This is a genomic window from Streptomyces sp. NPDC126510, from assembly GCF_040302345.1.
Classification (GTDB): Bacteria; Actinomycetota; Actinomycetes; order Streptomycetales; family Streptomycetaceae; genus Streptomyces.
Map to the genome: position 1 here is coordinate 24758 of NZ_JBEORR010000007.1, position 14034 is coordinate 38791.

The 14034-nt window shown below is 71.4% G+C and carries 12 protein-coding genes; 10 read left to right on the forward strand and 2 right to left on the reverse strand.

Annotation, left to right across the window (positions count from 1 at the left end; all coding sequences use genetic code 11):
* The first annotated feature begins 7 nt into the window (after positions 1-7).
* Entirely contained in the window at positions 8-2203 is a 2196-nt protein-coding gene (gene ligA / locus ABTX60_RS11160; RefSeq protein ID WP_352096817.1) for an NAD-dependent DNA ligase LigA, read from the forward strand.
* Positions 2204-2463: 260 nt separating this feature from the next.
* Positions 2464-4746, forward strand: a complete 2283-nt coding sequence (locus ABTX60_RS11165) for a putative bifunctional diguanylate cyclase/phosphodiesterase (protein WP_352096818.1) — start codon at positions 2464-2466, stop codon at positions 4744-4746.
* 154 nt (positions 4747-4900) lie between these two features.
* Here ABTX60_RS11165 and ABTX60_RS11170 read toward each other — a convergent pair whose 3' ends face one another.
* Positions 4901-5488, reverse strand: a complete 588-nt coding sequence (locus ABTX60_RS11170) for a TetR/AcrR family transcriptional regulator (RefSeq protein WP_352096819.1) — start codon at positions 5486-5488, stop codon at positions 4901-4903.
* A gap of 115 nt (positions 5489-5603) precedes the next feature.
* Between ABTX60_RS11170 and ABTX60_RS11175 the strand changes: the two genes are divergently transcribed.
* The 5 genes from ABTX60_RS11175 to gatB all read left to right on the forward strand — a co-directional run bounded on the left by ABTX60_RS11175 (position 5604) and on the right by gatB (position 9643).
* Entirely contained in the window at positions 5604-5975 is a 372-nt protein-coding gene (locus ABTX60_RS11175) for a DUF4267 domain-containing protein (protein ID WP_352096820.1), read from the forward strand.
* A gap of 105 nt (positions 5976-6080) precedes the next feature.
* Positions 6081-6377 carry an Asp-tRNA(Asn)/Glu-tRNA(Gln) amidotransferase subunit GatC gene (gene gatC / locus ABTX60_RS11180; protein WP_018531282.1) on the forward strand — a complete coding sequence of 99 codons (297 nt, stop codon included), beginning with the start codon at positions 6081-6083 and terminating at the stop codon, positions 6375-6377.
* A 5-nt stretch (positions 6378-6382) separates the two neighbouring features.
* Complete coding sequence (gene gatA / locus ABTX60_RS11185; RefSeq protein WP_352096821.1) at positions 6383-7876, forward strand: Asp-tRNA(Asn)/Glu-tRNA(Gln) amidotransferase subunit GatA; 1494 nt, start codon at positions 6383-6385, stop codon at positions 7874-7876.
* Positions 7873-8112 carry a hypothetical protein gene (locus ABTX60_RS11190; RefSeq protein ID WP_019329755.1) on the forward strand — a complete coding sequence of 80 codons (240 nt, stop codon included), beginning with the start codon at positions 7873-7875 and terminating at the stop codon, positions 8110-8112. Before gatA ends, ABTX60_RS11190 begins: the two co-directional genes overlap by 4 nt.
* Positions 8113-8128: 16 nt before the next feature.
* Positions 8129-9643 carry an Asp-tRNA(Asn)/Glu-tRNA(Gln) amidotransferase subunit GatB gene (gatB, locus tag ABTX60_RS11195; RefSeq protein ID WP_352096822.1) on the forward strand — a complete coding sequence of 505 codons (1515 nt, stop codon included), beginning with the start codon at positions 8129-8131 and terminating at the stop codon, positions 9641-9643.
* Positions 9644-9700: 57 nt separating this feature from the next.
* Here gatB and ABTX60_RS11200 read toward each other — a convergent pair whose 3' ends face one another.
* Entirely contained in the window at positions 9701-10510 is an 810-nt protein-coding gene (locus ABTX60_RS11200; RefSeq protein ID WP_352096823.1) for an SAM-dependent methyltransferase, read from the reverse strand.
* Positions 10511-10702: 192 nt separating this feature from the next.
* On the opposite strand from ABTX60_RS11200, the gene ABTX60_RS11205 reads away from it, so the two are divergent.
* From ABTX60_RS11205 to ABTX60_RS11215, 3 genes are all read left to right on the forward strand, one after another.
* Positions 10703-11044, forward strand: a complete 342-nt coding sequence (locus ABTX60_RS11205) for a hypothetical protein (RefSeq protein WP_352096824.1) — start codon at positions 10703-10705, stop codon at positions 11042-11044.
* A gap of 158 nt (positions 11045-11202) precedes the next feature.
* Positions 11203-13449 carry an MMPL family transporter gene (locus tag ABTX60_RS11210; protein ID WP_352096825.1) on the forward strand — a complete coding sequence of 749 codons (2247 nt, stop codon included), beginning with the start codon at positions 11203-11205 and terminating at the stop codon, positions 13447-13449.
* Positions 13427-13999: a GNAT family N-acetyltransferase gene (locus ABTX60_RS11215; RefSeq protein WP_352096826.1), complete on the forward strand. Its 573-nt coding sequence runs from the start codon at positions 13427-13429 to the stop codon at positions 13997-13999. Before ABTX60_RS11210 ends, ABTX60_RS11215 begins: the two co-directional genes overlap by 23 nt.
* Positions 14000-14034 lie beyond the last annotated feature (35 nt).

Sequence of the window (14034 nt, forward strand, 5' to 3'; positions counted from 1 at the left end):
CGACACGGTGGCCGGCGACAAGCAAGCGGAGACGACGACGGTGCCCGCCGAGGCACGGGAGAAGCACGCGCGCCTCGCGGAGCAGATCGAGGAGCACCGCTTCCGCTACTACGTGAAGGACGCTCCCGTCGTCAGCGACGCGGAGTTCGACCAGCTGCTGCGTTCCCTGGAGGCGCTGGAGGAGGAGCACCCGGAGCTGCGCACGCCGGACTCGCCGACCCAGAAGGTCTCGGGGTCCTACGCGACGGAGTTCACGGCGGTCGAGCACCGCCAGCGCATGCTCTCCCTCGACAACACGTTCAACGACGAGGAGATGGCCGCTTGGACGGAGCGCATCGCCAGGGAACTGGGCGAGCAGGAGTACCACTTCCTGTGCGAGCTGAAGGTCGACGGCCTCGCCGTGAACCTCACCTACGAGCACGGCCGCCTCACCCGCGCGGCCACCCGCGGTGACGGCCGCACCGGCGAGGACATCACGCCGAACGTGCGGACGATCGCGGAGATCCCCGACCGCCTCAAGGGCGACGACGTCCCCGACCTCGTGGAGATCCGCGGCGAGGTCTACTTCCCGATGGAGAAGTTCCAGGAGCTCAACGCCCGCCTGGTGGAGGCCGGCGACAAGCCCTTCGCCAACCCGCGCAACGCGGCGGCCGGTTCACTGCGCCAGAAGGACCCGCGCGTCACCGCCACCCGGCCCCTGCACATGGTGGTCCACGGCATCGGCGCTCTGGAGGGCTTCACCGGCCTGACCCGCCTCTCCCAGGCCTACGACCTGCTCAAGACCTGGGGCCTGCCCACCTCCCGGCACAACAAGGTGGTCGACGGCCTGGAAGGCATCCGGGAGTTCATCGCCTACTTCGGCGAGAACCGCCACTCCGTCGAGCACGAGATCGACGGTGTGGTCGTCAAGCTCGACCAGATCCCGCTCCAGGGCCGCCTCGGCTCCACCTCGCGCGCCCCGCGCTGGGCGATCGCGTACAAGTACGCGCCGGAGGAGGTCAACACCAAGCTCGTCAACATCCGCGTCGGCGTGGGCCGCACCGGCCGCGTCACCCCGTACGCCCAGGTCGAGCCGGTCACGGTCGCCGGCTCCGAGGTCGAGTTCGCCACGCTGCACAACCAGGACGTGGTCAAGGCCAAGGGCGTCCTCATCGGGGACACGGTCGTGCTGCGCAAGGCCGGTGACGTCATCCCCGAGATCCTCGGCCCCGTCGCCGACCTGCGCGACGGCAGCGAGCGCGAGTTCGTGATGCCGAGCGAGTGCCCCGAGTGCGGCACGGCGCTGCGGCCCATGAAGGAGGGCGACGTCGACCTGCGCTGCCCCAACGCCCGTACCTGTCCGGCCCAGTTGCGCGAGCGCCTGTTCTACCTCGCCGGCCGCAAGGCCCTGGACATCGAGCACTTCGGTTACGTCGCCGCGGCAGCCCTGACCGCCCCGCTGGAGCCGGAGACCCCGCCTCTGGTCGACGAAGGCGACCTCTTCGACCTCACCATCGAGCGGCTGCTGCCCATCAAGGCGTACGTCCTCGACCCGGACAGCGGCCTGCCCAAACGCGACCCGAAGACCGGCGAGGAGAAGATCGCCACGATCTTCGCGAATCAGCAGGGCGAGCCCCGCAAGAACGCGGTCGCCATGCTGGAGAACATCGCGGCGGCCAAGGAGCGTCCCCTGGCCCGCGTCATCACCAGCCTGTCGATCCGTCACGTCGGGCCCGTCGCCGCCGAGGCACTGGCCCGCGAGTTCCGCTCGATCGAGCGCATCGACCAGGCCACGGAGGAGGAGCTGGCGGTCACCGAGGGCGTCGGCCCGACCATCGCCGCCTCCCTCAAGCAGTGGTTCGCCGAGGACTGGCACCGCGACATCATCCGCAAGTGGAAGGCCGCCGGCGTCCGCATGGAGGCCGAGAGCACCGGCGAGGACGAGGGGCCGCGCCCGCTCGAAGGCCTCACCGTCGTCGTCACCGGCACGCTCGAACACTTCACGCGGGACGGCGCCAAGGAGGCGCTGCAGAGCCGCGGAGCGAAGGTGACCGGCTCGGTTTCGAAGAAGACGTCGTTCGTCGTGGTCGGTGACAGCCCCGGATCGAAGTACGACAAGGCGATGCAGCTGAAGGTTCCGGTCCTGAACGAGGAGGGATTCGGCGTCCTGCTGGAGCAGGGACCGGACGCGGCGGCCGAAGTCGCTCTTTCGGCCGAGGAGTAGCGGTTGAAGGCCACCCGTTCGGCGCATACCAGATGCATACGGGTGGCCGGGGCGCATTCGGGCAACCGTCGGCGACCGCTGCCCGTGGAAGCCTTCTGCGGCCTACTGTTGAGATGTGCGCCCGCCGTGCCCAGCTGCGGTCGGGGCATCTTCGTGCTCGCACAGAGCGCGGGGAAGGGCTTTCCGACGCGGGCCGCCCAAGGGTTGTCGGGCACCGGGCCGCGGGGCGTGGGGCACCGCCGGCTGTGAGAGGGACGGGAATGGAACCGACCGAGAGCGCCGCGCCGGACTCACGGCTGCACCTGCGCCGCATGGCGGACGCATGGCGTGCGGTCCGTGAGGCCGTGTGGTCGGCGGGGCGTCCGGGTGCGGAGGTGCGCGCCGTCGGACAGTACACCCCGGACGGGGGCGGCGGCGCAGGGCGCGCCGCGGACGGCCCCGGGGCACAGCCGACCGTCGAACACACTCCCGGGCCGGCCGGCGCCGATCCGGACGAGGGCGGCGAGCGGCACCAGACCTGGCCCACGCTGCCCGCGGCCGTCGTCGCGGCGGCCGGGTTCGTCCTGAGCGCCGGCTTCTACCGGGCCTTCACCGGCGGCCACGCGCTCTTCCCGGCCGGCACGGCCGGCTGGTCGCTGGCCGTGCTCACCGGCATCATCGTCGGCCACCTCGTCATGCTGGGCCGCTCCCGCTGGTGGGGCGGCACCGGCTCGGGCGCCGCCCTCACCCTCGCCGTGCTGCTGCTCTACGGCTGGGTTCCGGCCGGCATGGTCAGCCTCACGGTCGTCGTGCTGGTCGGCACGGCCCGCCGCAACCGCTGGCGCCAGGGCGTGCTGCACGGCGCGGTCGACCTCCTCGGCATCGGCGCCGGCGCGCTCGTGCTGGGCGTCTTCGGCACCGTGCCGTCCGTCGAGTCCCCGGCGGACCCCGCCGCCTGGACCCTCGCGACCGCCCCCCAGGTCTTCCTGGTCGCCGTCGCCTACCTGATGGTCACCCGCGTCCTGCTCTGGTACCTGCACGCCCCGCGCCCCGGCCTGCCCACCGTCGCCCGCACCGCCCTGGTCAGGCAGGGCCTGGTCGCCATCGCCCTGCTGGGCATCGCGCCGCTGCTCTGCGTGGTCGCCGTGGCCAAGCCCATCCTGCTGCCGCTGTTCTCCATCCCTCTGATCGCCCTGGACTCCACCCTGTGGATCGCCCGGGCCCGGGCGGAGGAGCAGTTGCGTGACCCGCTGACGGGGCTGCCCAACCGCCAGTGGCTGCTGGAGCGCATCTGGACCGCGCTGGACGACGCGGAGCGGATCGACGCCCGAGCCGCCCTGATGCTGATCGACCTCGACCGGTTCCGGTCGGTCAACGACACGCTCGGACATCTGGCCGGTGACCGGCTGCTGTTGCAGATCGCCGACCGGCTGCGGGTGGCGCTGCCGCGCGGGGCGGAGGCCGCCCGGCTCGGCGGGGACGAGTTCGCCGTCTTACTCCCGGTCGCCGACTCCACGACCTCCGCGACCCGCGTGGCCCGCAACCTCGTGGCCGCCCTCAGCTCTCCCCTCGACCTCGACGGCCTCACGCTCGTCCTGGAGGCCAGCGCCGGGGTCGCCGTCTTCCCCGACCACGCCCTGGACGCCGAGGGGCTGCTGCGCCGTGCGGACGTGGCGATGTACCAGGCGAAGCGGGACCGCACCGGCGTCGAGGTCTACGAGTCCAAGCGCGACTCCAACACCCCCGACCGCCTCGGCCTGCTGGGTGATCTGCGCCGCGCCCTCGACGCGCACGAGGTGCATCTGCACTACCAGCCCAAGGTCCGCTTCGACGGGCAGGTCGCGGGCCTGGAGGCGCTGGTCCGCTGGGTGCACCCCGAGCGGGGGAAGGTGCCGCCGGACGAGTTCATAGCGATCGCCGAGTCCTCGGGCCTGATGCCCCACCTCACCGAGTACGTGCTGGAGACCGCGCTCGGCCAGGTCGCGCGCTGGCGGGACCAGGGCCTGTTCGTCCCGGTCGCGGTGAACGTCTCCCCGCGTGATGTGCACACCCCCGGCTTCGCCGGCTCCGTCGCCGCCCGGCTGGCCCGGCACGGCGTCCCGGCGGGAGCGCTCCAACTGGAGATCACGGAGCACGTCCTGCTGGAGGATCCGCAGCGTGCCGCCGACACCCTCAACCAACTGACCGCGCACGGCGTGAAGATGTCGCTCGACGACTTCGGCACGGGCTACTCCTCGCTCGTGCACCTGCGCCGGCTGCCGGTGAGCGAGCTGAAGATCGACCGTTCGTTCGTGGCCCGGCTCGCGGTCGACACCGAGGACGCGGAGATCGTGCGCTGCACGGTCGACCTCGCCCACTCCCTCGGGCTGCTCGTCGTCGCCGAGGGCGTCGAGGACGACGAGACCTGGGAACGCCTGCGCGACCTCGGCTGTGACGCCGTCCAGGGCTGGCTGGTCGCCGCGGCGATGCCCCCGGAGGAGACCACGGCCTGGCTGCGGGCGCGGGGGCCCCGGGGGTGGCAGCGGCCGCGCGCCGCGCTGCCCGCGGCGACGGCCGACGAATAGGCCGTATCCCGCTGTTCCGCTCGGCCGGCTGGGACACGGGCCGGCCGTGTCTCGCTGTTCCGCTCGGCCGGCCTGCCGGGCGACACGGACCGCGGGCCCGTATGGAGCGTGACCGCCGTCGACCTGCTCGGCCCGGCGCGCCTCGGGCCGGCGCTCAGCTCGTGCCGGGCGGCACGAAGTGGCCGATCAGCAGCGCCAGCCGTTGCTCATGTGCCTCCTCGGGCAGCCGGCCGCTGCGCATCAGGGTCACCAGCCCGTGCAGCCCGGCCCAGTACGTCTCGGTCAGCAGTCCCGTGTCCGCGCGCTCGGCCGCGATCGGACGGACGGCCCGCACCAGTTCGCCGAAGGCTTCCCGCAGGGCCGCCGGCGCCTCGGGGGTGGCGAACGGCAGGTCCACGGCGAGCGTGAACATCGCGTCGTAGAGCGCGGGCCGCCGCCGGGCGAAAGCGGTGTACGCCCCGCCCACCGCCGCCAGTGCCTCGCGGGCGCTCCCGGCCGCCGAGCGCGCCGCACGCAGCTCCCCGGCCAGGTCCGCGCACCCCTGCACGGCCACCGCCGCCATGATCGCGTCCTTGCCCGTGAAGTGGCTGTAGAGGACCGGCTGGCTGTACTCGATCCGGTCGGCGAGCCGACGCGTGGTCACCGCGTCCCAGCCCTCCGTCTCCGCCAGCTCCCGTGCGGCCGTCACGATCAGCCGCTCGCGCTCCGCTCGTTCGCGCTCCCGGCGCGTCTGGATCGTCACGAGAGGAATCCTAGCGCCGCTAGTATCCCTGTCGACGCTCTGCTAGCTTCGAACTTGTTCCTAGCGTTGCTAGATAGCGCAGCGGGAAGCCGCCTGCCGGAATTCGAGGAGAGCCATGACCATCACCGCGTACACCCTGGCTGTCGTGCTCAACGTGTTCTGCCTGTTCCTGGGCTACCGGTTCCTGTTCCAGCCCGCCGCCGCGGCCGCCGGATACGGCGTCCCGGCCGACCCCGGCGGCGACGCCGGTGCCTACCTGGCCGTCAAGGGCGTGCGCGACGGCACCCTCGGGCTGGTGGGTCTGGCACTGCTCGCCTTCGCGGGGGTCCGGGCCGAGGCCGGGTTCATGCTCGCCGTGGCCCTCGTGCCGCTCGGCGACACACTGCTCGTACTGCGCCACGGCGGCACGAAGGCGGTGGCCTTCGGCATCCACTTCGCCACCGCGGTCGTCGTCCTGATCGGCGCCGGACTGCTCTTCGCGCTCTGAGTGCGTCCGGAGATCCTCCCCGGAGGGCAAACCGTTTCACGGGCACGGCCCCACGCCCCATAGGATTGGGCCACACCACATTCACTCACCCCAGAGGATCGCTGCATGCCTGGCATCACGCGCGAGGAGGTCGCCCACCTCGCCCGGCTGGCGCGTCTGGAGCTGAAGCCCGAAGAGCTCGACCACTTCGCGGGACAGCTGGACGACATCATCGGCGCGGTCGCCCGCGTCAGCGAGGTCGCCGACCAAGACGTACCGCCGACCTCGCACCCGCTCCCGCTGACGAACGTCATGCGCGCGGACGAGGTCCGTCCGTCGCTCACCCCCGAGCAGGCGCTCTCCGGCGCCCCGGCCCAGGAGCAGCAGCGTTTCAAGGTGCCGCAGATCCTGGGGGAGGACTAACAGCCATGACGGACATCATCAAGCTCACGGCCGCCGAGACCGCTGCGAAGATCGCCTCCGGCGAGCTCACCGCGGTGCAGGTCACCGAGGCCCACCTCGCCCGTATCGAGGCCGTCGACGAGAAGGTGCACGCCTTCCTGCACGTCGACCGCGAGGGCGCCCTCGCCCAGGCCCGCGCCGTGGACGAGAAGCGCGCCAACGGCGAGAAGCTCGGCCCGCTGGCCGGCGTGCCCCTGGCGCTGAAGGACATCTTCACCACCGAGGGCATCCCGACCACCGTCGGTTCGAAGATCCTCGAGGGCTGGATCCCGCCGTACGACGCGACGCTCACCAAGCGGCTAAAGGCCGCCGACGTCGTGATCCTCGGCAAGACCAACATGGACGAGTTCGCCATGGGGTCCTCCACCGAGAACAGCGCGTACGGCCCGACCGGCAACCCCTGGGACCTCACCAAGATCCCCGGCGGCTCCGGAGGCGGTTCCTCCGCCGCGCTGGCCTCCTTCCAGGCGCCGCTCGCCATCGGTACCGACACCGGCGGCTCCATCCGCCAGCCGGCCTCGGTCACCGGAACGGTCGGTGTGAAGCCGACGTACGGCGCGGTCTCCCGTTACGGCATGGTCGCCTTCTCCTCCTCCCTCGACCAGGGCGGCCCCTGCGCCCGCACGGTCCTGGACGCGGCCCTGCTGCACGAGGTCATCGCCGGGCACGACCCGCTCGACTCCACGTCCATCGACGAGCCCGTCCCGGCGGTCGTCGAAGCCGCCCGCAACGGCAGCGTCGAGGGCATGCGCGTCGGCGTCGTCAAGCAGTTCCGCGGCGAGGGCTACCAGGCCGGCGTCATCCAGCGCTTCGACGAGTCGGTCGAGCTGCTGAAGGAACTGGGCGCCGAGATCGTCGAGCTGGACTGCCCGTCCTTCGACCTGGCGCTGTCGGCGTACTACCTGATCGCGCCCTCGGAGTGCTCGTCCAACCTCGCCCGCTTCGACGGCCTGCGCTACGGCCAGCGGACCGGCGACGACGGCACGAACTCCGCCGAGGCGGTCACCTCCCTCACCCGCGAGGCCGGCTTCGGCCCCGAGGTCAAGCGCCGCATCATGCTCGGCACGTACGCGCTGAGTTCCGGCTACTACGACGCCTACTACGGCAGCGCCCAGAAGGTCCGCACGCTCATCAAGCAGGACTTCGACAAGGCGTTCGAGCAGGTCGACGTGATCGTCTCCCCGACGACCCCGACCACCGCCTTCGCGATCGGCGAGCGCGCCGACGACCCGATGGCGATGTACCTCGCCGACCTGTGCACCATCCCGACCAACCTGGCGGGCAACGCGGCCATGTCACTGCCGTGCGGCCTCGCCCCGGAGGACAACCTCCCGGTCGGCCTGCAGATCATCGCCCCCGTCATGAAGGACGACCGCCTGTACAAGGTGGGAGCAGCCGTCGAGGCCGCCTTCGTGGAAAAGTGGGGCCACCCGCTGATCGAGGAGGCTCCGTCGCTGTGAGCGCACTGTCCAAGGCCAAGGGCTTCAAGAAGTCCAAGTCCGGTCTGTACGTGTCGATGGCCACGTCGGCGTTCGGCGCCGTCGGTGTCTACAAGCAGATCAAGAAGGCCCGCGGAGACAACGACACGCTGCGGCTGCTCGACGCCGTCGTGACCGGAGCCGCGGTCGTCACCAACCTGGCCATTCTCTACCGCGAGCTGAAGCGGCTGGGCGACGACGACGTCCTGCTGGGCTGAGAGGGAAGTACTCACCGTGACCACCACGACCGACCTGGTGTCGTACGAGGACGCACTCGCGTCGTACGACCCCGTCATGGGCCTCGAGGTCCATGTCGAACTCGGCACCAAGACCAAGATGTTCTGCGGTTGTTCGACCGCCCTCGGCCAGGACGCCAACACGCAGACCTGCCCGGTCTGCCTCGGCCTGCCCGGCGCGCTCCCGGTCGTCAACGCGACCGGCGTCGAGTCCGCGATCAAGATCGGCCTCGCGCTCAACTGCGAGATCGCCGAATGGTGCCGCTTCGCCCGGAAGAACTACTTCTATCCGGACATGCCGAAGAACTTCCAGACCTCCCAGTACGACGAGCCGATCGCCTTCAACGGCTACCTCGACGTGCAGCTGGAGGACGGCGAGACCTTCCGCGTGGAGATCGAGCGCGCCCACATGGAGGAGGACACCGGCAAGTCGACCCACGTGGGTGGCGCGACGGGCCGCATCCACGGCGCCTCGCACTCGCTGCTGGACTACAACCGCGCCGGCATCCCGCTCATCGAGATCGTCACCAAGCCGATCGAGGGCGCCGGCGAGCGTGCCCCCGAGGTCGCCAAGGCGTACGTCCGTGAGCTGCGCGAGGTCATCAAGGCGCTCGGCGTCTCCGAGGCCCGGATGGAGATGGGCCAGATGCGCTGCGACGTGAACCTGTCGCTGCGCCCGAACGGCACCGAGAAGTTCGGCACCCGCTCGGAGACGAAGAACGTCAACTCGCTGCGGTCCGTCGAGCGTGCGGCCCGCTTCGAGATCCAGCGGCACGCGGCCGTGCTGTCCTCCGGCGGCACGATCATCCAGGAGACCCGGCACTTCCACGAGGACACGGGGTCGACGACCTCGGGCCGTGTGAAGGAGGAGGCCGAGGACTACCGGTACTTCCCGGAGCCCGACCTCGTCCCGGTGGCCCCGTCCCGTGAGTGGGTCGAGGAGATCCGGGCCGGGCTGCCCGAGCTGCCGCTGGTCCGCCGCAACCGGCTCCGCGAGGAGTGGGGTGTCTCGGCCACCGACATGCAGGCCATTCTCAACGCCGGTGCGCTGGAGCCCATCGTCGCCACGATCGAGGCCGGGGCCGACGCCGCCTCCGCCCGCAAGTGGTGGATGGGCGAGCTGGCCCGCAGCGCCAACGAGTCGGGCAAGGCGCTCGACGAGCTGGCGATCACGCCGCAGCAGGTGGCCCGGGTCACCGAGCTCGTCGCGAAGGGCGACCTGAACGACAAGCTGGCCCGACAGGTCATCGAGGGCGTACTCGCGGGCGAGGGCACCCCGGACGAGGTCGTCGACAAGCGCGGTCTGAAGGTCGTCTCCGACGAGGGCGCCCTCACCACCGCCGTCGAGGAGGCCATCGCCGGCAACCCGGGCGTCGCGGACAAGATCCGCGGCGGCAAGGTGGCCGCGGCCGGTGCGCTGGTCGGCGCGGTCATGAAGGCCACGCGCGGCCAGGCCGACGCGGCACGCGTCAAGGAACTGATCCTGGAGAAGCTGGGCGTCAGCGAGGGCTGACCCCGGCGGACCCGAGGAGGGGGGATGCACCGGACCCGGTGCATCCCCCCTCGTCACTCACACGCGGCGGCCGACGACCCGGGTGAAGCCCAGGACGTGCTCCACGTCGGCGTGCATCAGCTCGACCGACCAGCGGGCCATGTCGGCCATGAACTCGCTCGTGCTCTCCTCGGCGCACACCTCGCTCCACAGGAGCCAGTCGCGCCAGCCGTCGTCGAGCCAGTCGGCCGTCTCGACCTCGACGGCCCCGCTGCGGGCCCACAGCCGCCGCCACCAGGCGGGGGAGTGGAAGGCCCAGAAGCCGGGATCCTTCTCCCAGTACTTCTTCAGGTGCGCCGGCGGCTCGTCGCCCTCCGGCTCCTCCCGCAGCGCCGGCATCACGACCCCGATCCGCCCGCCCGGCTTCAGCAGCCGGGTCAGGGTGGGCAGGTAGAGGTCGTTGGTGCCGAAGTACTGGTACGCGTCGATGCTCACGATCGCGTCGAAGGTGCCCTCGCCGAACGGCAGGTCGTGCGCCTCGGTGAACACGGGCAGGACGCGGTCGGCGACACCCGCCTCGGCGATGCGCCCGGCGTTCTCGTCGGGCTTGATCCACAGGTCGGCGGCCACGACCTGGGCGCCGTACTCCCTGGCGAGGAAGATCGACGTCATGGCACGGCCGCAGCCCAGGTCGAGCACGCGGGAGCCGGGGCTCAGGGTGTCGAGCCCCAGGGCGGGGGCCAGCGACTCCAGCAGCCACAGCGCGTGCGGGCCCATCTGGTTGTCGATGGTCCAGCGGGCGTCGTAGCCGTTGCTGCGGGGGTAGCGGGGGTGGCTCACACGGTCAGCGAGGGGGTCGTTCGAGGTCCGGGAAGTGATGTCCGACATCGGTGAACGGGCTCCTTGAGTCCTTGAGGAAGAACGGGGATGCGGAGGAGCTCGGTCGGACCGTCAAACAATGCACCTGCTTCGGCCGGGCGGCGGGAGGCCGCGGGCGTTTCCTCGGACCGGCCGACGCTAGCAGCCCGCCCGTCGGACCCGCACCCGGTTTTGCCCGCCCGGCGCGCTACCGTCACGGCCATGAGTGGACGTCCTGATTCCGACACCGGCCGGGAGAACGCGGACTCGGAGGCGGCCGCCGGGCAGGACGGGACCGACGGCCCGGCCGAGACCGGGGAGGACGCGCGCCGGGCCCGCTGGACGGCGGTGGGCACCGGCGCCGCACTGACCCTGGCCGGCCTCGCCGCGGCACTGCTCCGCCTCACCCGCTCCGCTCCGGCGCTCGTTCCGGCCGCCTACGCCGGCGGGGCCGCCCTGTGCGCTGCCGCCTCCCTGCTGGGCTCCCGCGGGCGCACCCGGCGCGCCCTGTGGCTGCTGATCGCGGGCGTGATGGTGATGGCGCTGGGAGATCAGTTCGACTGAGACCGGCCACTGTGAATAAGCCCACGAAACCGACAAATGATCTCGTTGGTTTGTAAGAGTGGCAGCGCATTGCTCATGCGTTCTTTGCTGGCTGTTCAGTTCATGCACGACTGTTCCCGGTCAAAGATCCACACAAGGCAACTCCGGGAGCACGTTCCGTGGCAGCCCTCGCCCGCTGGTGCGTCCAGCGCCGTCTGCTCAGCGTCCTGCTGTGGCTCCTCGCGTTCGCGGGGGTCGCCGCGGGAGCCGCCGTCGCCGGCACCACGTACTCGAACGACTACCAGGTCCCCGGCACCGAGTCGGGCCGCGCCACCGAGCTGCTGCACGAGGGCTTCCCACGGCTCGGCGGCGACAGCGACACCGTCGTCTGGCACACCACGTCCGGCAGCGTCCGCGCCGCCGACGTCGAGCAGACGATGACCCGCACCCTGGACCGCATCGAGAACCTCCCCGGCGTGGCCTCGGTCACCAGCCCCTACGACGGACCGGGCACCGGCCGCATCAGCGAGGACGGCCGCACGGCGTACGCCTCGGTCACCTTCGACGACCAGGCCGAGGACATCGCCAAGGGCGAGGCACAGGCCGTCGTCGACACGGCGAAGAGCGCCGAGACCGACGGGCTCCGGGTGGAGCTGGGCGGCAGCGCCGTCGCGCTCACCCAGTCCTCCGGCGGGCACGTCGCCGAGATCGTCGGCGTGCTCGTCGCCGCGGTGGTGCTGTTCCTCGCCTTCGGCTCGCTCGCCGCGTCCCTGCTGCCCATCGCCACCGCGCTGGTCGGCGTCGGCACCGCCTACGCCGGGATCGTGCTGCTCGGGCACGCCATGACCGTCGCCGACTTCGCCCCCATGCTGGGCATGCTCGTCGGGCTCGGCGTCGGCATCGACTACGCGCTGTTCATCGTCACCCGGCACCGGCGCGGGCTGAAACGCGGGCTGTCCGTCACCGAGGCCGCCACGAACGCCGTCGCGACCACGGGACGGGCGGTCGTCTTCGCGGGTGCCACCGTTTGCATCGCCCTGCTGGGCATGCTGATCCTGCGGCTGAGCTTCCTCAACGGCGTCGCCATAGCGGCGAGCCTCACCGTGATCCTCACCGTCGCCGCCTCCGTGACCCTGCTGCCCGCCCTGCTGTCCTTCATCGGCATGCGCGCGCTCAGCCGCCGCGAGCGCCGCCGCCTCGCGGAGCACGGCCCGGAACCCGAGGTGCCCACCGGCTTCGCGGCCCGCTGGTCGGCCTTCGTGGAACGCCACCCCAAGGTGCTCGGCGCGGTCGCCCTGGTCGTCATGGGCGTCCTCGCGCTGCCCACCTTCTCCCTGCACCTGGGCACCTCCGACCAGGGCAACGGCCCGAAGACGGCGACCACCCGCCAGGCCTACGACCTGCTCGCCGACGGATTCGGCCCCGGCGTGAACGGCCCGCTCACCCTCGTCACGAAGGTCGACGGAGCCGACGACAAGCTCGCCCTGGACAACCTCGACGGCACCCTCCGCGCCACCGAAGGCGTCGCCTCGGTGACCCCGGTGACGTTCGACTCCGGCGGCCGGACCGCGTACCTGACCGTCGTACCGGAGTCCTCCCCGCAGTCGAAGCGGACCAGCGACCTCGTCGACCGGCTGCGCGAGGAGGTGCTGCCGCGCGCCGAGTCGGGCACCGGGCTCGATGTGCAGGTGGGTGGCATGACGGCCGGCTACGACGACTTCGCCGACGTCATCGTCTCCAAGCTGCCCGTCTTCGTCGGGGTCGTCATCGGCCTGGGCTGTCTGCTGCTCCTGCTCGCCTTCCGGTCGATCGGCATCCCGCTGAAGGCCGCCGCGATGAACGTCGCCGCCGTGGCTTCCGCCTTCGGGGTGGTGGTCGCGATGTTCCAGTGGGGCTGGGGCAGCGAACTGCTCGGCCTCGGCAGCGCCGGGCCCATCGAGCCCTTCCTGCCCGTGATCATGGTGTCGGTGCTCTTCGGCCTCTCCATGGACTACCAGGTCTTCCTGGTCAGCCGGATGTACGAGGAGTGGCTGGAGACCGGTGACAACCGGCGGGCGGTGCGCGTCGGCCTCGCCGAGACCAGCCGGGTGATCAACTCGGCGGCCGTCATCATGATCTCCGTCTTCCTCGCCTTCGTGCTCAGCGGCGACCGGGTGATCGCCATGTTCGGCATCGCCCTGGCCGCCGCCGTCGCCCTGGACGCCTTCGTCCTGCGCACGCTCCTCGTCCCGGCCCTGATGCACCTGCTCGGCGGGGCCAATTGGTGGCTGCCCCGCTGGCTGGACAAGCGCATGCCGCGCATCAGCATCGAACCGCCCGAGAGCCGCGCCGCCCATGAGAGGCTGGCCGCCGCGACGGACGCCGAGGTGGCGGACGTCCTGGCGGAGGAGGAGCGGCAGCGGGATGTACGCGATATCCCTGGGTGACGACGCCGAGCTGAGGCCCCTGGAGCCCTGGCACGCCGGGGAGTTCCTGGCGCACCTGGAGCGGGGACGGGACTTCATCGGGCGGTACATCCCGTTCGGGACGACCGAGACGGACCTGCCCTCGGCCCGCGCGAAGCTCCAGCGCTACGCGGACATGCGCGCCGCCGACACCGGCTCCCTGCACGGTCTGTGGCTGGAGGGGACCCTGGTGGGCGGGGTGCTGTTCCTGAACTTCGACGCGGCGACCGGCAACTGCGAGGTCGGCTGCTGGCTGGAGCCCGCCGCCACGGGCCGGGGCCTGGTCACGCGCGCGATGCGGGTCCTCATCGACTGGGCCGTCGAGCAGCGCGGCATCCACCGCGTCGAATGGGTCGCCGCTTCCCCCAATCAGCCGAGCCTGAACGTGGCGCGCCGACTCGGGATGACCCGCGACGGTGTGCGACGCGAGGCTCACCCCTATGGTGGCGTACGGCACGATCTCGAAGTCTGGTCCGTGCTGGCGCCCGAGTGGCGCGCCGCACGCGTGCGTGCGGCTCACAACGATCATTAAGAGACTTCTCAGACAGCGACCCTACGGTGCGAGAC

Coding starts and splice junctions, on each gene's coding strand:
- ABTX60_RS11165 (WP_352096818.1), top strand. CDS start 2,464: ATGGAACCGACCGAGAGCGCCGCGCCGGACTCACGGCTGCACCTGCGC.
- ABTX60_RS11175 (WP_352096820.1), top strand. CDS start 5,604: ATGACCATCACCGCGTACACCCTGGCTGTCGTGCTCAACGTGTTCTGC.
- gatC (WP_018531282.1), top strand. CDS start 6,081: ATGCCTGGCATCACGCGCGAGGAGGTCGCCCACCTCGCCCGGCTGGCG.
- gatA (WP_352096821.1), top strand. CDS start 6,383: ATGACGGACATCATCAAGCTCACGGCCGCCGAGACCGCTGCGAAGATC.
- ABTX60_RS11200 (WP_352096823.1), bottom strand. CDS start 10,510: ATGTCGGACATCACTTCCCGGACCTCGAACGACCCCCTCGCTGACCGT.
- ABTX60_RS11205 (WP_352096824.1), top strand. CDS start 10,703: ATGAGTGGACGTCCTGATTCCGACACCGGCCGGGAGAACGCGGACTCG.
- ABTX60_RS11215 (WP_352096826.1), top strand. CDS start 13,427: ATGTACGCGATATCCCTGGGTGACGACGCCGAGCTGAGGCCCCTGGAG.